The sequence below is a fragment of the Pseudomonas sp. St29 genome (genome assembly GCF_001547915.1).
Taxonomy (GTDB): domain Bacteria; phylum Pseudomonadota; class Gammaproteobacteria; order Pseudomonadales; family Pseudomonadaceae; genus Aquipseudomonas.
This window is the reverse complement of the sequence record NZ_AP014628.1, coordinates 3,763,863-3,783,510: the sequence shown is the minus strand read 5'-3', so window position 1 is coordinate 3,783,510 and position 19,648 is coordinate 3,763,863. Positions and strand designations below refer to the sequence as shown.

Here is a 19,648-nt window from a genome sequence, read left to right as displayed (position 1 = left end):
AGGCAGGTTTAGCGTCTCCTGCGGAGCCGTTCGCAGCCTGCGGCAGCGGCTACATGTAATGCGAACGGCAATGAAACAGGTCGGCCGGTAGGCCGCCGTCAGATGTTGATCTTGATCTGGTTTTTGATCTTCCTGCCCCCTTAAACACGATGGCCGAACGCAGGCATTGAGCCGTGGCTAACCCGGCAGGGATGCCGGGTTAGCCGCCACCCGGCCATGGATGGCCGGTGGCGGCGGCCCACGGATCAATGCCGGAGTGAGGGCATGCCTCGCTATGCGAGGCACCGAGTGGAGGGGCAGAGTGTTTTGCTTACTTTTGTCTGGGCCGGCATTCCGGATCTTCAAAAGTGAGCCGCTGTAAGAGCGGAACCGCCAGCGGCCGCACCCGCAGGAACGGATATGTACCCAGAGCCGCTGTAAAAGCGGAACCGCCAGCCGCTACACCCGCAGCCCCGGATATGTACCCAACCCCACAACAAAAACTCACGCCAAAGTCTTGGCCATGACCCCCACAAACAACTTCGATTCAAGAAACACCTGCAACCACTCCTGCAACGCAGGATAAGGCGTCTGCGCAAACCACTCCCGGTCCACATGAGCAAACTGGCGAACAAACGGCAGCAGGGCCATGTCCGCCAAGCTCGGATGCGCCGCCAGCAGATAGCGTCGCTCCTGCAGCAGGCGCTCCAACTGCGCCAGAAACACCTCGCCCTGGGCCCGGTAATGCTCCATGGGCGCTTCGGGATAACGCTCGGCGTACTTGTAGCGATTGAGGTGAACCTTGAACACCTGATCATTCTCGGCAATCAAGGCCGCCATCCATGTCTGGGCCTCGGGGGCGCCGATGAGCCGCCAGTTGTCCGGATCATGCTGCGCCAGCGCCCAGTGCATGATCTCCAGGCTCTCGTCGATCACCCGCCCATCCACCGCCAGCACCGGCACCGTGCCCTTGGGCGACAGCGCCAGCATCTCGGCCGGCTTGGCCTTGAGGCTGACCTCGACGATCTGCACGGGCACCTGGGCATAGCGCAGGGCCAGTCGCGCGCGCATGGCGTAAGGGCAGCGGCGGAACGAGTAGAGGGTCGCCTCGGGCATCGGCCGCGTGCTCATTTCACCTCCAGGGTGCTCAGGCCGTTGCCCTGGCGGCTGACCTGGATCTGCACCGGGATCCGTTCGTGCATTTCCTGCACGTGGGAAATCACCGCGACCTTGCGCCCCTGGGCCTGCAGGCCGTCGAGGGCGTCCATGGCCAGTTGCAGGGACTCGGGGTCGAGGCTGCCGAAACCTTCGTCGATGAACAGCGATTCGATCTTCAGGGTGCTGGAGGCCATGGACGCCAGCCCCAGGGCCAGCGCCAGGGACACCAGGAAGGTTTCGCCGCCGGACAGCGAGTGCACCGAGCGCAGTTCATCGCCCATTTCGGTGTCCAGCACCAGCAGGCCGAGCATGCTGCCGCCGCGCTTGAGGCGGTAGCGCCGCACCAGCTGGCGCAGTTGGGCGTTGGCGTGGTGCACCAGCAGGTCGAGGTTGTAGGCCTGGGCGATCTTGCGGAAGGTGTCGCCGGTGGCCGAGCCGATCAGCGCATTCAGGCGGGCCCAGCGCTGCCATTGCTGGTAGGCGTCGTGGATCTGCTGGCCCAGGGCCTGATTGGCCTCCTGGCGGCGTTGGTCCTCGCTTTGCCGGGCGCGCAGTTCCGCCACCTGCTGTTCGCTGGCGAGGGCTTGTTGCTGCAGCTCTTCAAGGGCCTGGGCCAGTTGCCCGGCCTCCAGGTTGCCGTTGTGCTGGGCCTGGTGCTGTTGCAGGCGTTGCTGACGCTCCTGGAGCAGGACCTTGGCTTGTTCGATGGCCTTGTCGTTGGCCTGCAGGTGCTGGCGCAGTTGCTGGACCTGTTCCTCGTCCAGTTCCAGCAGCTGTTGCAGGCCGCTGTCGTCCAGCTCCGGATGCTGGGCGCGCCATTGTTCGATGCTGCCGGTCAGTTGCTGTCGTTCGCTGTCCAGGGCTTGCAGACGCTCTTGCCGGGCCTTGAGCTCGGCGCTCAGTTGGATCAGTTGCTGCTGCAGCTCCTGCTGCTCGTGCTGGGCCTTGGCCTGGGCGCTGCGGGCTTGTTCCACGGCTTGATCGAGCTGTTGCTGCCAGAGCTCGGCGCTAGGGTGCGACCCCAGCAGGGCGGCCAGCCGGTCCTGGCAGGCCTGGTGCTGTTGGCTCAGGGCGTCGAGCTGCTGCTGAGCGTCGCTCAGTTGCTGCTGGCGGGTCAGTTGGCGGTCCTGTTCCTTGTCCAGCAGCAGTTGGCGCTGCTGCTGTTCTTCGGCTTCGTCCTGGCGCTCGCGCAGTTGTTCGATGCGTTGCAGCACCTGCTGGTCCAGTTGCATGAAGGTGCTGGCCGGATCACGGCGCAGGCCTTCGAGCACCTCGGCCGGCAGCAGGTTGTTGAAGCTGGCCAGTTCTTCTTCGAGACGCTGTTGGTCGGCGGCCAATTGCTCCTGCTGCTTGTGCAGGTGCTGGGCCGCCTGCTGGCTGGCGTCTTGTGCTTGCTGCAACTGCTGCTGGAGCCGCGTGGCGTCCTTTTGCAGGGTCAGCAAGGCATCCAGGCGGCTTTCATCCTGGGTGATGCTCTGTTGCAACTGTTCCAGTTGCTGGCGTAGCCAGGCATCGCGTCGCGCCGGGTCCTGGTCCAGCAGGCTGGCACTCTGCGGGTGGGCTTGCAGGCTGGGGGCTAGTGCCTGTTGCTGGCTGGCCAGTTGTTCCTGTTGCTGGAGGAATTCCTTCTGCTGGGCGATCAGGCCCTGGACCTGGGCCCGCAGTTCGTTGAGCTGTTCCTTGAGCCTGTCCACCGCCTGACGGGCGTTGGCTTCTTCGCTTTCGTCATGGCGCCCCAGGCTTTGCAGCAGGGCTTCGGGCTGGTGATAGGGGTGCTCGACGCTGCCGCACACCGGGCAGGGCTGGTCGTCCTGCAACTGCCCGCGTAGCTCCTCGACACTGGCACTGCGGGCCAGGCGCTGGCGCTCCAGCAAGGCCTGGGTGACGCTCAGGGTCTGCTCGGCGACGCTCAGTTCGGCCTTGGCTTGCAGGCCGGCCTGGTTCAGTGCCTCGCGCTGTGCGGCCACGGCTTGCTGCTTGTCTTGCAGGGCCCGGCCGCGCTGGTCCAGTTCCTGTTGCTGGGCCCAGAGCCGTGCCAGCTCTTCGGTGGCCCGTTGTTGCTTGCGGTTGTCCTTGAGCAGGCCGTCCAGCAATTGGATCTGCTCGGCCACGGCCTGGGGTTCGGCACCGGCTTCGCTGTAGAGCAATTCAAGGTGGGAACGTTGTTCGGCCAGTTGCTGAGCCGCGGTGCCGGCCCGCTGTTCCAGGGCCGGCAGTTCGCTCTGGCCCTGATTCAGGCGGTTGCCGATCAGCATCAGTTGCTGCAGGCGTTCGCGGTAGAGCGTCCAGGCTTCGCTCAAGGGGGCGAGGGCGGCGCTGTGCGCCAACTGCCCGGCAATCCGCTCCAGGCGCTCACCCACCAGACGCTGCTTCTCCAGCAGTTGGGCAATGCTTTGCTGGCCTTGGGCACTGACGCTTTGCGCGCGGTCACGGGTTTCGCCGGCCTCGCTCAGGCTCTGGCCAAGACGGCTCAGATTGGCCTGTTCGGCAAAGGCTTCGCGCAGCAGCGGCGCGCTGTCGCTGTGCTGGCTCTGGGCCTGGGTCAGGGCGCTGTCGGCGTCGAGCACGTGCTGTTGCAGCTGTTGGTGACGTTGTTGCAGCTCAACCTGTTGCGCGGCCTGCTGCTCGATCTGTTGGCCCAGGGGCTCCAGGGCTTGGTGCAGCTCGATCTGGCGCAGGAACTGGTGGCGCTGCGGCGCCAGTTGTTCCAGACGCTGCAGGCGCAGGCGCTCTGGGGCCAGAGCCAGGGCCTGCTGCTCGGCCTGTTGCAACTGCTCGGCGGCGTCCTGTCGGGCCTGCTGCCACTGTCCCAGCTCCTTGAGCCAGCTGTGCTGGGCCTCCAGTTGCTTGAGCCGGGCCTGCTGCTCCTTGAGCTGCTGCCGGGCGGCGTCGAACTGTTGATCCAGCTCGGCCCGGGCTTCGGGGTCCAGCGGGGTGATGCCGCTGGCCTGGGCCTTGAGTTCCTTGTGGACCTCTTCGGCCTCCTTGCTCTTGCTGTAGGCGCGCCGCCCCAGCTGGCTGTAGATCGAGGTGTTGGTGAGCTTTTCCAGCAGCTCGCTGCGTTCCTTGTCATCGGCCTTGAGGAAGGCGCTGAACTCGCTCTGGGCCAGCATCACCGCGCGGGTGAATTGCTCGAAGTTGAGCCCCAGGCGGGCCTCGATCAACTGCTTGTATTCGCTCTTGCTCTGGTTGCTCAGCAGTTGTTCGCTGTCCAGGTCGGTGAGGTTCTGCCGGCTGGCCTGCAGCTTGCCGTTGGCCTTGTCGCGGGCGCGGTTGGCCTCCCAGCGGGCGCGGTAGCGGCGCCCGTCAATGCCGACAAAGTCCACCTCGGCATAGCCGCTGCCGCTGCCCCGGCGCAGCAGGGTGCGCGGGTCGCTGGTGAGGATCTCGCTGTCGACCTCGGGGACCTTGGTCTCGCGGCCGATGTTGTTCAGCCGCGGCACCGCGCCGAACAGCGCCAGGCACAGGGCGTCGAGCAGGGTGCTCTTACCGGCGCCGGTCGGACCGGTAATGGCGAACAGCCCGGCGCTGGCCAGGGGCTCGGCGGTGAAGTCGATCTCGAACGGCCCGGCCAGGGAGGCCAGGTTCTTCAGGCGGATGGCCAGGATCTTCATGGCTGTTCCCCTTCTTGCTGCACGTCCTGCAACAGCAGGGCGAAATCCTTGAGGGTGGTGTCGTCCACCTCGTTGCCGTAGGCGTCGCGCCAGGCCCGGCGGAACAGCTCTTCGGGGCTCAGTTGATCCAGTTCGATCAGCTCGGCGCCGGCGTCTTCAGCGTCGCGCCCGCCGCTACCGGCGTACTCGGCGGCGATCCGCACCAGGCGCACGGCCTTGCCTTGCAGGGCGCTTTCCACTTGCTGGCGCAGGTCCGGCTGCGGCTCGTCCAGGCGCACCCGCACTTCCAGCCAGGGCTGGCGCTGTTCTTCGGCCAGAAGGTCGATATCCGGCAGCTCGCCGAGCTGGTCGAGGATTTCTCCCAGGGGCGCCGGGCCCAGGCGTTGCAGGTTCACCGCCCGGGGAATCAGCCGCGGTTCGACGCTGACCAGGGTCTCGCCGTCCAGGCGCACATCGAGGATCTGGTGCTGATAGCCGATCTCGGAAAACGACAGCGGGATCGGCGAGCCGCTGTAGCGAATGCGCTCCTCGCCATTGACCTTTTGCGGCTGGTGCAGGTGCCCCAGGGCCACGTAGCTGATGTCCGGGCCGAACAGGCTGGCGGGCAGGGCCTCGGCGTTGCCGATGATCAGGCTGCGCTCGGAATCTTCCGAGATTGAGCCGCCGGCCATGTGGGCGTGGCTCACCGCCACCAGGGCCTGGCCCGGCTGGCGCTTGGCGTTGGCCGCGGCGATCAGCCATTCATGGACCTGGGCGATGCCCTTGAGGTAGTCGTCGCCCCGTTGCGGGCCGGTGACTTCCGCCGGCCGCAGGAACGGCAGCGCCAGGCACCAGGCGCGGACCGCGCCACTGGCGTCGGGCAGCGGCAGCAGCAGGCGTTCGACATCCAGCTGGCCGTCGTCCAGCCACAGCACCCGGCCCAGGGCGTGGGTGCGCAGGCGCCGCATCAGGGGCGCCGGCAGTTCGATGCGCGAGCCGGAGTCGTGGTTGCCGGCGATCATCACCACGGTCAGGGCCGGCTGTTGTTCGTGGGCGCTGACGATGAAGTCGTAGAGCCGCTCCTGGGCTTTGACCGGCGGGTTGACGGTGTCGAAGATGTCGCCGGCGATAAGCAGCACATCCGGCTGCTCATGCTTGAGCTGACGCAGCAGCCACTCAAGGAAGCAGGCGTGTTCGAAGTCGCGTTCCTGGCCGTGGAGGTTCTGGCCCAGGTGCCAGTCGGAGGTGTGAAACAGACGCAAGGCAAACTCCAGGTAAAGCAGCGGCAAGTGGCAAGCGGCAAGCTACGAGCTGCTTGAGGCTTGCAGCTCGCCGCTTGCGGCTACCGTTATTTGGGGTAGAGCGGTGGCAGGCTGGTGGTGTCCGTCAACGGGTCCTGGACCCGCTCGTTGATGGGAATGGCGCGGATTGCCCGCCACAGCTCCTCGCCTTGCCAATACTGGCCGGTTTCGCTGTAGAGGGCGCCGTTGAGGCCGTCCAGGGCATCGGACAGCGGGATGAATCGCGCCGCCATGTCGGCCAGGGTTTCCGGTTGCTGGCGCGCCCAGGCGTCCAGGGCCTGGCGGGTGGTCTGCGGGTCGTTGGCCTGACAGGCACGCTTGAGGTCGTCCAGCAGCGAGCGTGGGCTCGGGCCGGTCTGGGTGGCGCGCAGCACCGCCGGTTGCGAGCGCGCCCGCCACCACAGGCCGAAGCCCAGGAGGGTGGTGCAGGCCAGCAGCAGGGTGCTCAGTTGCCAGGGCCAGAGCGGACCATCGTTGCTGCCGGCCTGGGGCGTGCCGGCCGGGGTATCCACCACCAGGCTCGGGTTGTTCGCCACCTGCAGGCTGCGGGCCGGCAGGCGGGTGAGTTCCAGGCGCTCTTCCTGGGTGTTCCACCAGGTCACTTCCAGGCCCGGCAAATTCACTTCGCCGGTGCGGGTCGGCACCAGCGCCTGGCGCTCTTCGCGAATGCCCAGCAGGCCCTGCTCGACGTGCTGGTTGCTCAGTTGCGGCTGGTCGGGGTAGCTGCGCAGGCCGTTGACCTCGGGCTGGGGCAGGGGCGGCAGTTGGGTGCTGGACAGGCCTTCGGCGCGCAGGGTCAGGGTGCGGGTCAGGGAGTCGCCGACCTGCGGGTGATCGGGCTCCGGGTTCCAGCTTTCAGTCAACTCCAGGCGGCGCGCCGGCAGCCAGGGGACGTCGGCGGGATAGCCGGCGGGCTTGCCCAGCACGTCCAGGCTCATGGGATCGGAGCTCACATGGATCAGCTTGCCGGGCTTGGGAGCCTGGGGCGCGGGTTCCTGGTCGTTGCCCGGGTTGGCCAGGGTGGCGCTGAAGGTCAGCGCCGGGATCTGCAACTGGCCGCTGCGCTGGGGGTACAGGGCGTAGCGCATCTCGATCACCCCGTGACGCACGCCATTGATGAGTTTTTCGTAGGTGCGCGGCTCGCCCAGTTGCTCGACCCGGGCATCGTCGAGTTGCAGGGGGCTGAGGTTGCTGTCGTCGAACAGCGGCACCGAATGGTAGATGTGCAGGGTCAGCAGGGCCTGGGCCTGGACGTAGACCTTGGGCCGGTCGAGTTCGGCCTTGATGAACACCGGCTCCAGCCGGGCGTCCTGGTCCTGGGCCGCCCCGGCGTTGACTTGCAGGCTCAGGGCCTGGCTGTGCAGATTGCCCAGTTGCAGCGGGGCGATCTCCAGGGTGCCGAGCTGGCGCGGCAGCAGGGTGATGATCCAGCGGGTGCTGGCGTGGTTGTCGCCCAGGCTGTTGAGCTGGTTGACCTGGCGTGTGCCGCGCACTTCGAACTGACTGTCCAGGGGCGTGAGATCGGGCTTGCCGAACTGGGTGACGTCGGTGGACTCCAGGGTCAGCTCGACGGTTTCCCCGGCGTTCACCTGGCTGCGGTCCAGGCTGGCGGACAGCCCGGCAGCCTGGGACGGGGCAGTCCAGAACGCGAGGGCTAGCAGAAGGGCGGCGGTGCAGCGGGTCATCGAGTTTTTCCCTGATCCTGATGTTGTTGCTGTTCGTACCAAAATTTACGCCTCAGCAGTTCGCCCGGATCGTCCGGGATCTTGCGCAGCCATTGTTCCAGCGCCTGCTGGTGTTCGGCGTCCAGGCTGTCCTGGGCCGGACGCAGCGGGGTGGTGGTGTGCTGGTCGTCCAGTTCGCTGCCGGGCACCTCGCTGTGGCCGTTGCCCGGTGGCGGCGGCGCCGTGGCCTCGCCGGTTTCGGTCGCGGTCTGCCCGGTGTTGTCCGGGGGTTCGCTGCCGCTGGCCGGCTGGGTCGCGGCGCCGCTGGGCCCAGCGTTGTTGCTCTCGTCGCTGTCGGGGTTCTGCGGCTTTTGCGGCGCGGTCGGCGGCGCGGCCTGCTGCTGTTGCAACAGGCTTTGCACCAGGGCCTTGTTGTACAGGGCCGCTTGCAGGTCCGGCTGGCGTTCCAGGGCTTGCTCGTAGGCGTCCAGGGCCGCTTCCAGTTCGCCGCTGCGGGCCAGGGCATTGCCGCGATTGTAGTGGGCGCGGGCGTCATTGCCTTCGGCAAAGCGCTCGGCGGCGGCATTGTAGTTGCCGGATTCGTACAGGGCCACGCCTTGCCATTGCGGGTCCTGGAAGCGCCGCGCGGCTTCGGCCGGGCGCTGCTGCTCCAGCAGGCGCCGGCCCTGTTGGTCGGGACGCAGCCACAGGTCTTGCAAGTCGAAGGCGTAGCTCGGTTGCGGCGCGGCCAACAGCAGCAGCGGCAGGCAGAACAGCCAGCCCCGGCGCCCGGCGCAGGCGGCCAGCAACAGCAGCGGCAGCAACAGCCAGTAGCCCTGGTCGGCCCAGGTGTCCAGGCGCAGGGTCTGGCCGTCGTTGCGCAATCCCTGGGGGCCGCCCAGCAGGCCCAGGCCCTTGAGGTCGCTGTCGTCCAGGCGCGCCTGACGGTAGCGGCCGCCGACCTCGCCGATGAACTGCTTGAGGTCCGGGCTGTCCAGGCGCGACACCAGGATCGCCCCCAGGTCGTCCTTGAGGTAGCTGCCGTCTTCCAGGGTCACCGGGGCGCCGTCGCGGCTGCCCAGGCCCAGCATCAGCAACTGCGGCGCGTCACCGCTCAGGGCCTGGCGGATGCCCTGGCGCTCCTGTTCGCTGAGGGACGCGGCCATCAGCAGCACCCGGCCCTGGCCCAGGGCGCCCTGGTCCAGCAGCTTGAGGGCCTTGAGCAGGGCCAGGTCGGCGCGCTGGCCGGGCTGGGGCATGATCGACGGTTTCAGCGCGTCCAGCAGATTGCGGCTGGTGGCCAGGTCGTCGGACAGCGGCACCAGGGTGTGGGCGCTGCCGGCATAGACCACGATCGCGGTCTGGGCGTCGCTGCGCGCTTGCAGCAGGTCCAGCAACTTGTGCCGGGCCTGCTCCAGGCGGTTGGGCGGCACGTCGCTGGCGAGCATCTGCGGGGTCAGCTCCAGCAGCACCACCAGCGGGTCGGCGGGTTTCTGGCTGGTCTGTTCCACGCGCTGCCAGCCGGGGCCGAGCAGGGCCAGCACCGCCAGCAGCCAGGCCAGGCCCAGGGCCACCCAGGGCAGCTTGCTTTCGCGTCCGTTGCCGCCGCTGAGCAGGGCGGCGTGAAAGGCCGGCGGCAGGATCATCTGCCAGCGTCCGGCGCGCTTCTGCCGGTGCCACAGTTTCCACAGCAGCAGGGCCAGCAGCGGCAGCACCAGCAACCATCCGGGCCGGAACCAGTGGGGCCAGAGACTGATCATCGACGCCTCCGCAAGCGCAGGCGCTTGAGCCGCTGGCGCCAGTCATGGGCAGGCAGCAGGAAATTCGACTCGCTGAAGAAGCGCTGCAGCGGGTTGTGCGGCCAGCGCTCGCGCAGCACCAGCAGCACGCTGAGCAGCAGGGCGGCCGCCAGCGGCCAGTGGTACAGGGCCTGGGCCGGGCGGGCCTGGGTCGGTTGCTGGGCCACCGGCTCCAGTTGGTCGAGGGTTTCCTTGATGGCCTGCAGCTCCTGGCCGTCATGGGCGCGGAAGTAGCGCCCGCCGGTGACCTCGGCCAGCTCCTTGAGCGCCGGTTCGTCCAGGTCCAGGCTCGGGTTGAGCCCCAGTACCCCGAGCGTGGCGCTGTCCTGCGGGTCGGCGCCGATGCCGATGGGGTAGATCTTCACCCCTTCCGCGGCGGCCAGCCGGGCGGCGGTGATCGGTGCGATCTCGCCGCCGTTGTTGGCGCCGTCGGTGATCAGGATCAGCACCCGGCTCTGCGCCGGACGCTGGCGCAGGCGCTTGAGGGCCAGACCGATGGCGTCGCCGATGGCGGTGTTCTTGCCGGCGATGCCGATCTTCGCCTCGTCGAGCCAGATGCGTACCGTACGCCGGTCGAAGGTCAGGGGCGCCTGCAGATAGGCCTTGCTGCCGAACAGGATCAGGCCAACCCGGTCACCCTCGCGATGTTCGAGAAAGTCCCCCAGCAGGTGCTTGACCAGGCTCAGGCGGCTGACGTCTTCGTCCTGCCACTGCATGTCGGGAAAGTCCATGGAGCCGGACACGTCCACCGCCACCAGCAGGTCGCGGCCACTGGCGGCCACCGGCAGCGGTTCCCCCAGCCATTGCGGGCGGGCCGCGGCCAGCAGCAACAAGACCCAGAGCAGGACGAAGCGGACCTGCTGGCGCCAGGCCGGCATGTGGGCCCGGGCCCGGCGCCGCGACAGACCTTCCAGGTCACTGAGAAAACTCACCTTCAGCGCCGGTTCGCCGCTGTCGGCCACCGGCAGCACCAGGCGCAGCAGCCAGGGCAGCGGCAACAGGGCGAAGATCCACGGCCAGGCGAACTCAAACATGCTTGCGAATCCAGGTGTCCACCGCCTGGGTCAGGCCGGCGATGGCTTTGTCGTCGAGCTTGCACTCGGGTTTGTAGGCGCCTTCCACCAGCACCATCCAGCGGGTCAGGCCGGCGGCGGGGCAGCGGTTGTCGAGAAACGCCAGCCACTTGCGGCCATTGAGGGTATGGCTCTGGCTGTAGGGATAGTGGTTGCGGCACAGGCGCTTGAGCAGGGCATTGAGGGCCTGCAGCCAGGCGCCGGCCGGGGCGCCGTCATAGGGCTTGGGCAACAGCGCCAGTTCCGCCAGGGCGGCCAGGCGCACCGGGTCCAGGGGTTGTTCGCGGCGAGGGCGGGTGGTCTTGCGCGGCCACAGGTGGCGCCAGCGCCACAGGGCCAGGCCCAGCAGCGGCAGGACCACCGCCAGCACCCACCAGCCCGGGGCCGGTGGCCACAGGCCGATATCCGGCGGCGGCAGCAGCGGTTGCAGTTGTTCCAGGCTGCTCATCGGCCGGCTCCCGGGCGCTGCGGATTGAGGTACTCGCGCAGTTGCTCGACCATTTCGCTCTGGGTGCTCAGGGGCATCAGCAGCACCCGCAGTTTTTGCGCCAGGCGTTCCCAGCGGGCGATGCGCGCCTCGCTCTGGGCCCGGTAGGCCTGGCGCAGTTCGTAGTTCAGGGTGTCCAGTTCCAGCTGCGCGCCGCGTTCGGCAAAGCGCAGCAGGCCGGCGGCGGGCAGGGCGTGGTCGAGGGGATCGGACAACGGCATCAGCAGCAGGTCGCAATGGCGCGACAGCAGGCTCAGCTGTTGCTCGGCGGCGTCGCTTAAGGCGCGCTCGTCGCAGATCACGATCACCAGGCTGCCGGGACGCAGCACTTCGCGCCCGCGCAGCAGCGCGGTGCCCAGGGCATCGCGCTGGGGCTGGGCTTCGCTGTGCAGCGACTGGTTGACCCGCACCAGGCGGTTGAGCAGCTGCAACAGGCTCTGCTTGCTGCGCCGGGGCTTGATCTCGTAGTGCTCGTCGTCGCCGTAGACCAGCCCGCCAACCCGGTCGTTATGGCCCAGGGCGGCCCAGCCGATCAGGCTCGCGGCCTGGGCGGCGAGCACCGACTTGAACATCAGCCCGGAGCCGAAGAACAGCTGGCGGCTCTGCTCGACCATGATGAAGATCGGCCGCTCGCGCTCCTCGTGGAACAGCTTGGTGTGGGGTTCCTGGGTGCGCGCGGTGACCCGCCAGTCGATGGTGCGCACGTCGTCGCCGGCCTGGTAGACCCGCACCTGGTCGAAGTCCACGCCGCGCCCGCGCAGCTTGGAGTGGTGCAGGCCGATCAGCGGGCTGCGCTGGCTCGGGGTGGAGAACAGCTGCACCTCGCGCACGCGGTGGCGCATCTCGATCAGTTCACCGAGGGTGATGCGAATGCCGGGTTCGGCAACGGGCTGGGTCATGGGGGTCAGGCGACGGCAACGACGTCGAGGATGCGCTGTACCACACGGTCCTGGTCGATGCCTGCCGCTTCAGCCTCGAAGGACAGAATGATGCGGTGGCGCAGCACGTCGAACAGCACGGCCTGGATGTCTTCCGGACTGACGAAGTCGCGGCCGGCGAGCCAGGCGTGGGCCCGGGCGCAGCGGTCCAGGGCGATGGAGCCGCGGGGACTGGCGCCGTAGGCGATCCACTCGGCCAGTTCCGGGTCGAACTTGGCCGGGGTGCGAGTGGCCATCACCAGTTGCACCAGGTATTCCTCCACCGCGTCGGCCATGTACAGGCCGAGGATTTCCTTGCGCGCGGCGAAGATCGCCTGCTGGCTGACCCGGCGCTCGGGCTTGGTTTCGCCGTTCAAGGCTTCGCCACGGGCCTGCTGCAGAATCCGGCGCTCGACGGCGGCGTCCGGGAAACCGATCTTGACGTGCATCAGGAAGCGGTCGAGCTGGGCTTCGGGCAGCGGGTAGGTGCCTTCCTGCTCGATGGGGTTCTGGGTCGCCATCACCAGGAACAGCGGCGACAGCTCATAGGTGCTGCGCCCGACACTGACCTGCCGCTCGGCCATGGCCTCCAGCAGCGCCGACTGGACCTTGGCCGGGGCACGGTTGATTTCGTCGGCCAGCACCAGGTTGTGGAAGATCGGCCCTTGCTGGAACACGAAGCTGCCGGTTTCCGGGCGATAGATTTCGGTGCCGGTGATGTCGGCGGGCAGCAGGTCGGGGGTGAACTGAATCCGATGGAATTGCGCTTCAATGCCTTCGGCCAACTCTTTGATGGCCTTGGTCTTGGCCAGCCCCGGAGCACCCTCGACCAGCATGTGGCCGTCGGCGAGCAGGGCGATGAGCAAGCGCTCGATGAGTTTTTCCTGGCCGAGAATCTGCGTTGAAAGAAAGGTTCGCAGCGCCAAAAGCGCTTCACGATGTTCCATCGGTGACTGTTCCTGGAGAGGGTGCACCCCGGGCGTCGAAATAACCTTGGGGCTGGGGGCGATACTTTAATCCATAGCGGGGTGCGGCGACTAACGGGGAACAGCTGATTTAGCGAATTAGTCGAAAAAAAACAGCGCCGCCCACCGATTCCCCCGGGCGGGTCCTGTAGCCGCTGCCCCAGGCTGCGAACGGCATGGGTGGCATGCCGGCGCAGGAGACGCGGGGATCTGGAGGCCGCCCAGGATCGGCGGGCGATTGTCAGGCAAGGTCCTGCGGACCTTTGCGCAGCTTCGCCGTGGCTCAGCAGCGGCTACAGGCAATGCCGATTGGGGGTGTGTAGCCGCTGCCGCAGGCTGCGAACGGCTGCGCAGGAGACGCGGGGATCTTGAGGCCGGCCAAGATCGGCGGGCGATTGTCAGGCAAGGTCCTGCGGACCTTTGCGCAGCTTCGCCGTGGCTCAGCAGCGGCTACAGGCCAATGCCGATCGGGGTGTGTAGCCGCTGCCGCAGGCTGCGAACGGCTCCGCAGGAGACGCGGGGATCTTGAGCCCGCCCAGGATCGGCGGTCGATTGTCAGGCAAGGTCCTGCGGACCTTTTCGCAGCTTCGCCGTGGCTCAGCAGCGGCTACAGGCCAATGCCGATTGGGGGTGTGTAGCCGCTGCCGCAGGCTGCGAACGGCTGCGCAGGAGACGCGGGGATCTGGAGGCTGTCCAAGATCGGCGGGCGATCGTCAGGCAAGGTCCTGCAGACCATTGCGCAGCTTCGCCGTGGCTCAGCAGCGGCTACAGGCCAATGCCGATCGGGGGTGTGTAGCCGCTGCCGCAGGCTGCGCACGGCTCTGCAGGAGACGCGGGGATCTGGAGGCCGCCGCAGGTTCGACGGCGGCTCAGGACAGCTGGCTGATGTAGGTGCCGGTGCCCTTGAGGATGTTCTGCAGGGTCAGTTCCACTTCGGCCAGGTCCGAGGCGGCGGTGCTGTGGCGGATTTCCAGGTGGTCGGCGCCATTGAGGGCGTCGGCATCGGCCGCGGCGATTTCGATCAGCAGGGTGGTGGGGCTCAGGGTGACCTTCACGCCATCGAGGGTCGAGGGCTCGCCGTCGAGGGTGATTTCCAGCTCGTCCTCGTCCGGGTAGCGGCTCATCAGGAACATCTCGCCCTGGCTGCTGTGGCAGCAGAGCATGGCCATGTTGTCTTCTTCGTCGTCGCAGGGGTTGGCGATCAGGTGGGCGGTGGTCATCAGCATGGGGGCATTCCTGAGGCTGGGGCCGGCAGCGGCCGGGCGGTGCAAAAAAAGAAGCAATTCTGCCAGCCCGGGGGAATTTCTGCTGGCCTGTCTGTCTGAGGACAGGTCGTGGACGCATCGGGTCCGGCAGTCGCTTTTGGTACGCAAGTACCCTGAAACCGGGGAAAAACCCTGGTTTTTTCCCGCTGCCTGCTAGTGTTGTTCAGGGCATGAGCGTCCGGATGCGTGCCGTTGACCGAATATGTCGCAGCATCGCAAGCAGCTGTCGCGTTTCACTCGTTAAGCTGCGCAGCGGACATTTTGTTCTCAAGTGCAATAGGTTGCGTCTGATTTGTGATGGTCACCTGTAAAGGCATTGCGCGGCATGCCGGCGCCAGTCGTTTTTGCAGATGCCCATCCCGGGAAGGTGAATGTGACCTGCACGTCTCGTCCAGCTTCATCCACCTGGCATCCTGCGACCTCTGCCCGAGACCAGGAGCAGGATGCACCAACGCCCCGCAAGGGGTTTGCACGCGACGCTACCATCAATAACAAGCCCAAGCGGAGTACCACAGATGGCGTTCTTCACCGCAGCCAGCAAAGCCGACTTCCAGCACCAACTGCAAGCGGCACTGGCGCAGCACATCAGTGAACAGGCACTGCCACAAGTGGCGCTGTTCGCTGAACAATTCTTCGGCATCATTTCCCTGGACGAACTCACCCAGCGTCGCATGTCCGACCTGGCGGGCTGCACCCTTTCTGCCTGGCGCCTGCTTGAGCGCTTCGACCACGCGCAACCGCAAGTGCGCGTCTACAACCCCGACTATGAACGTCACGGCTGGCAGTCGACCCACACCGCGGTGGAAGTGCTGCACCACGACCTGCCGTTCCTGGTGGACTCGGTACGCACCGAGCTCAACCGTCGCGGCTACAGCATCCACACCCTGCAGACCACCGTGCTCAGCGTGCGCCGTGGCAGCAAGGGCGAGCTGCTGGAAGTCCTGCCCAAGGGCACCCAGGGCGAAGGCGTGCTGCAAGAGTCGCTGATGTACCTGGAGATCGACCGTTGCGCCAATGCCGCCGAACTCAGCGTGCTGGGCAAGGAACTGGAGCAGGTGCTGGGCGAAGTGCGAGTGGCCGTGGCCGACTTCGAGCCGATGAAGGCCAAGGTCCAGGAACTGATCGAAAGCATCGACAACAGCCAGTTCGCCATCGCTGCCGATGAAAAGACCGAGATCAAGAGCTTCCTCGAATGGCTGGTGGGCAACCACTTCACCTTCCTCGGCTATGAAGAGTTCGTGGTCGGCACCGATCAGGACGGCGGGCATATCGACTATGACCCCAGCTCCTTCCTCGGCCTGGCCAAACTGCTGCGCGCCGGCCTGACCAGTGATGATCTGCGCATCGAAGACTACGCCGTCAACTACCTGCGCGAACCGACGCCGCTGTCGTTCGCCAAGGCCGCGCACCCAAGCCGCGTGCACCGTCCGGCCTACCCGGACTTCGTCTCGATCCGCCAGATCGATGCCGACGGCAAGGTGATCAAGGAATGCCGCTTCATGGGCCTCTACACCTCCTCGGTGTACGGCGAAAGCGTGCGGGTGATTCCCTACATCCGCCGCAAGGTGGAAGTCATCGAGCAGCGCTCGGGCTTCCAGGCCAAGGCGCACCTGGGCAAGGAACTGGCCCAGGTCCTGGAAGTGCTGCCTCGGGACGATCTGTTCCAGACCCCGGTGGACGAGCTGTTCAGCACCGTGATGTCGATCGTGCAGATCCAGGAACGCAACAAGATCCGCGTGTTCCTGCGCAAGGACCCCTACGGTCGCTTCTGCTACTGCCTGGCCTACGTGCCGCGCGACATCTATTCCACCGAAGTGCGGCAGAAGATCCAGCAAGTGCTGATGGATCGCCTGCAAGCCACCGACTGCGAATTCTGGACCTTCTTCTCCGAGTCGGTGCTGGCCCGCGTGCAGTTGATCCTGCGAGTGGACCCGAAACAGCGCATCGACATCGACCCGCTGCTGCTGGAAAAAGAAGTGGTGCAGGCCTGCCGCAGCTGGCAGGACGACTACGCCAGCCTGGTGGTGGAAAGCTTCGGCGAAGCCCACGGCACCAATGTCCTGGCGGACTTCCCGAAAGGTTTCCCGGCCGGTTACCGCGAGCGTTTCGCCGCGCACTCGGCGGTGGTGGACATGCAGCACCTGCTGAGCCTGTCGGAAGCCAATCCGCTGGTGATGAGCTTCTACCAGCCCCTGGGCCAGGTGTCCGGCCAGCGCGAGCTGCATTGCAAGCTGTACCACGCCGACACCCCGCTGGCGCTGTCCGACGTATTGCCGATCCTGGAAAACCTCGGCCTGCGGGTGCTCGGTGAGTTCCCGTATCGCCTGCGCCACAACAACGGCCGCGAGTTCTGGATCCACGACTTTGCCTTCACCGCTGCCGAAGGCCTGAACCTGGATATCCAGCAGCTCAACGACACCCTGCAGGACGCCTTTGTCCACATCGTGCGCGGCGATGCCGAGAACGATGCGTTCAACCGCCTGGTACTGACCGCCGGCCTGCCATGGCGCGACGTGGCGCTGCTGCGTGCCTACGCCCGCTACCTCAAGCAGATCCGCCTGGGCTTCGACCTGGGCTACATCGCCAGCACCCTGAACAACCATACCGACATCGCCCGCGAGCTGACCCGGTTGTTCAAGACCCGCTTCTACCTGGCGCGCAAGCTCACCAGCGAAGACCTGGAAGACAAGCAGCAGCGTCTGGAGCAGGCGATCCTCACCGCCCTGGACGACGTTCAGGTGCTCAACGAAGACCGCATCCTGCGGCGCTACCTGGACCTGATCAAGGCCACCTTGCGGACCAACTTCTACCAGACCGACGCCAACGGCCAGAACAAGTCCTACTTCAGCTTCAAGTTCAACCCGCACCTGATCCCCGAGCTGCCCAAGCCGGTGCCCAAGTTCGAGATCTTCGTCTACTCGCCACGGGTCGAAGGCGTGCACCTGCGCTTTGGCAACGTCGCCCGCGGCGGCCTGCGCTGGTCCGACCGTGAAGAAGACTTCCGTACCGAAGTCCTGGGCCTGGTCAAAGCCCAGCAAGTGAAGAACTCGGTGATCGTGCCGGTGGGCGCCAAGGGCGGCTTCCTGCCCCGTCGCCTGCCATTGGGCGGCAGCCGGGACGAGATCGCGGCCGAGGGCATCGCCTGCTACCGCATCTTCATCTCCGGCCTGCTGGACATCACCGACAACCTGAAAGACGGCGTCCTGGTGCCGCCGGCCAACGTGGTGCGTCACGACAACGATGACCCGTACCTGGTGGTGGCGGCGGACAAGGGCACCGCGACCTTCTCCGACATCGCCAACGGCATCGCCATCGACTACGGCTTCTGGCTGGGCGACGCCTTCGCCTCCGGCGGTTCCGCCGGTTACGACCACAAGAAGATGGGCATCACCGCCAAGGGCGCATGGGTCGGCGTGCAGCGCCACTTCCGCGAACGCGGGATCAATGTCCAGGAAGACAGCATCACCGTGGTCGGCATCGGCGACATGGCCGGCGACGTGTTCGGCAACGGCTTGCTGATGTCCGACAAGCTGCAACTGGTGGCGGCGTTCAACCACCTGCACATCTTCATCGACCCGAACCCGGATCCGGCCACCAGCTTCGTCGAGCGCAAGCGCATGTTCGAGCTGCCGCGTTCGGCCTGGAGCGACTACGACACCAGCATCATGTCCGAGGGCGGCGGCATCTTCTCGCGCAGCGCCAAAAGCATTGCCATCTCGCCGCAGATGAAAGAGCGCTTCGACATCCAGGCTGACAAGCTGACCCCGACCGAGCTGCTCAACGCCTTGCTCAAGGCGCCGGTGGACCTGTTGTGGAACGGCGGTATCGGCACCTACGTCAAGGCCAGCAGCGAAAGCCACGCCGACGTCGGCGACAAGGCCAACGACGCCCTGCGGGTCAACGGCAACGAGCTGCGCTGCAAGGTGGTGGGCGAGGGCGGCAACCTGGGCATGACCCAATTGGGTCGTGTGGAGTTCGGCCTCAATGGCGGCGGCTCCAACACCGACTTCATCGACAACGCCGGTGGCGTGGACTGCTCCGACCACGAAGTGAACATCAAGATCCTGCTCAACGAAGTGGTGCAGGCCGGCGACATGACCGACAAGCAGCGCAACCAGCTGCTGGCCAGCATGACCGACGAAGTCGGCGGCCTGGTGTTGGGCAACAACTACAAGCAGACCCAGGCCCTGTCCTTGGCGGCGCGCCGTGCCTACGAGCGTGCGGCCGAGTACAAGCGCCTGATGAGCGATCTGGAAGGCCGCGGCAAGCTGGACCGGGCCATCGAGTACCTGCCGACCGAGGAGCAGCTCACCGAGCGCGCCGCGACCGGCAAGGGCCTGACCCGTCCCGAGCTGTCGGTGCTGATTTCCTACAGCAAGATCGACCTCAAGGAAGCCCTGCTCAAGTCCCTGGTGCCGGATGACGACTACCTGACCCGTGACATGGAGACCGCGTTCCCGCCAAGCCTGGTGGCCAAGTTCTCCGAAGCCATGCGTCGCCACCGCCTGAAGCGCGAGATCGTCAGCACCCAGATCGCCAACGACCTGGTCAACCACATGGGCATCACCTTCGTGCAGCGCCTGAAGGAGTCCACCGGCATGAGCCCGGCCAACGTCGCCGGTGCCTACGTGATCGTGCGGGACATCTTCCACCTGCCGCACTGGTTCCGTCAGATCGAGGCCCTGGATCACCAGGTCTCGGCCCAGGTGCAACTGGAGCTGATGGACGAGCTGATGCGTCTGGGGCGTCGGGCCACTCGCTGGTTCCTGCGCAGCCGGCGCAACGAGCAGGATGCCGCGCGTGATGTCGCCCACTTCGGTCCGCACCTGGCGGCCCTGGGCCTGAAGCTCGACGAGCTGCTGGAAGGCCCGACCCGCGAAGGCTGGCAGAGCCGTTACACCGCCTACGTCGAAGCCGGCGTTCCGGAGCTGCTGGCGCGCATGGTGGCAGGCACTACCCACCTGTACACCCTGCTGCCGATCATCGAGGCCGCCGATGTCACCGGTCACGATGCCGCCGAAGTGGCCAAGGCCTACTTCGCCGTGGGCAGTGCCCTCGACCTGCCGTGGTACCTGCAGCAGATCAGCGATCTGCCAGTGGCCAACAACTGGCAGGCGGCGGCGCGCGAAGCCTTCCGCGACGACGTGGACTGGCAGCAGCGGGCGATCACCATCTCGGTTCTGCAAATGGCCGATGGCCCGCAAGACATGGAAGCCCGCGTGGCCCTGTGGCTTGAGCAGAACCAGAGCATGGTCGAGCGCTGGCGCTCGATGCTGGTGGAAATCCGTGCCGCCAGCGGCACCGACTACGCCATGTATGCGGTGGCCAACCGTGAACTGCTGGACCTGGCCATGAGCGGTCAGTCGGCGCTGTAACGGCCTGACCCCGCCCAGAGCAAAAAAAGCCCCGTATCGCAGGATACGGGGCTTTTTTATTGCCCGCCGCTG

General features: G+C 66.5%; 11 protein-coding genes. 1 reads left to right on the top strand and 10 read right to left on the bottom strand.

Translation table 11 applies throughout. The features are described from left to right. Window positions 1-483 precede the first annotated feature (483 nt). The 10 genes from PST29_RS16790 to PST29_RS16745 all read right to left on the bottom strand — a co-directional run bounded on the left by PST29_RS16790 (window position 484) and on the right by PST29_RS16745 (window position 14,162). Entirely contained in the window at window positions 484-1,110 is a 627-nt protein-coding gene (locus PST29_RS16790; protein WP_060843765.1) for a glutathione S-transferase, read from the bottom strand. Beyond that, complete coding sequence (locus PST29_RS16785; RefSeq protein ID WP_060843764.1) at window positions 1,107-4,751, bottom strand: AAA family ATPase; 3,645 nt, start codon at window positions 4,749-4,751, stop codon at window positions 1,107-1,109. The genes PST29_RS16790 and PST29_RS16785 overlap by 4 nt, the downstream gene beginning before the upstream one ends. Beyond that, a complete protein-coding gene (locus tag PST29_RS16780; protein WP_060845141.1) occupies window positions 4,748-5,992 on the bottom strand; it encodes an exonuclease SbcCD subunit D C-terminal domain-containing protein in 1,245 nt (414 codons plus the stop codon). Before PST29_RS16780 ends, PST29_RS16785 begins: the two co-directional genes overlap by 4 nt. An 86-nt stretch (window positions 5,993-6,078) precedes the next feature. Further along, window positions 6,079-7,716, bottom strand: coding sequence for a BatD family protein (locus PST29_RS16775; RefSeq protein ID WP_060843763.1), 1,638 nt, complete (start codon window positions 7,714-7,716; stop codon window positions 6,079-6,081). Continuing rightward, entirely contained in the window at window positions 7,713-9,455 is a 1,743-nt protein-coding gene (locus PST29_RS16770) for a vWA domain-containing protein (RefSeq protein WP_060843762.1), read from the bottom strand. Before PST29_RS16770 ends, PST29_RS16775 begins: the two co-directional genes overlap by 4 nt. Further along, a complete protein-coding gene (locus PST29_RS16765; RefSeq protein WP_060843761.1) occupies window positions 9,452-10,528 on the bottom strand; it encodes a vWA domain-containing protein in 1,077 nt (358 codons plus the stop codon). Before PST29_RS16765 ends, PST29_RS16770 begins: the two co-directional genes overlap by 4 nt. Next, window positions 10,521-11,015: a DUF4381 domain-containing protein gene (locus PST29_RS16760; RefSeq protein WP_060839547.1), complete on the bottom strand. Its 495-nt coding sequence runs from the start codon at window positions 11,013-11,015 to the stop codon at window positions 10,521-10,523. The genes PST29_RS16765 and PST29_RS16760 overlap by 8 nt, the downstream gene beginning before the upstream one ends. After that, window positions 11,012-11,953, bottom strand: coding sequence for a DUF58 domain-containing protein (locus tag PST29_RS16755; protein WP_060839546.1), 942 nt, complete (start codon window positions 11,951-11,953; stop codon window positions 11,012-11,014). Before PST29_RS16755 ends, PST29_RS16760 begins: the two co-directional genes overlap by 4 nt. 5 nt (window positions 11,954-11,958) lie before the next feature. Next, on the bottom strand, window positions 11,959-12,918 hold the full coding sequence (locus tag PST29_RS16750) for an AAA family ATPase (protein WP_060839545.1): 960 nt from the start codon (window positions 12,916-12,918) through the stop codon (window positions 11,959-11,961). An 887-nt stretch (window positions 12,919-13,805) separates the two neighbouring features. Continuing rightward, window positions 13,806-14,162: a hypothetical protein gene (locus PST29_RS16745; RefSeq protein WP_060839544.1), complete on the bottom strand. Its 357-nt coding sequence runs from the start codon at window positions 14,160-14,162 to the stop codon at window positions 13,806-13,808. Between the two features lie 554 nt (window positions 14,163-14,716). On the opposite strand from PST29_RS16745, the gene PST29_RS16740 reads away from it, so the two are divergent. After that, a complete protein-coding gene (locus PST29_RS16740) occupies window positions 14,717-19,576 on the top strand; it encodes an NAD-glutamate dehydrogenase (protein WP_060843760.1) in 4,860 nt (1,619 codons plus the stop codon). Window positions 19,577-19,648: the final 72 nt, after the last annotated feature.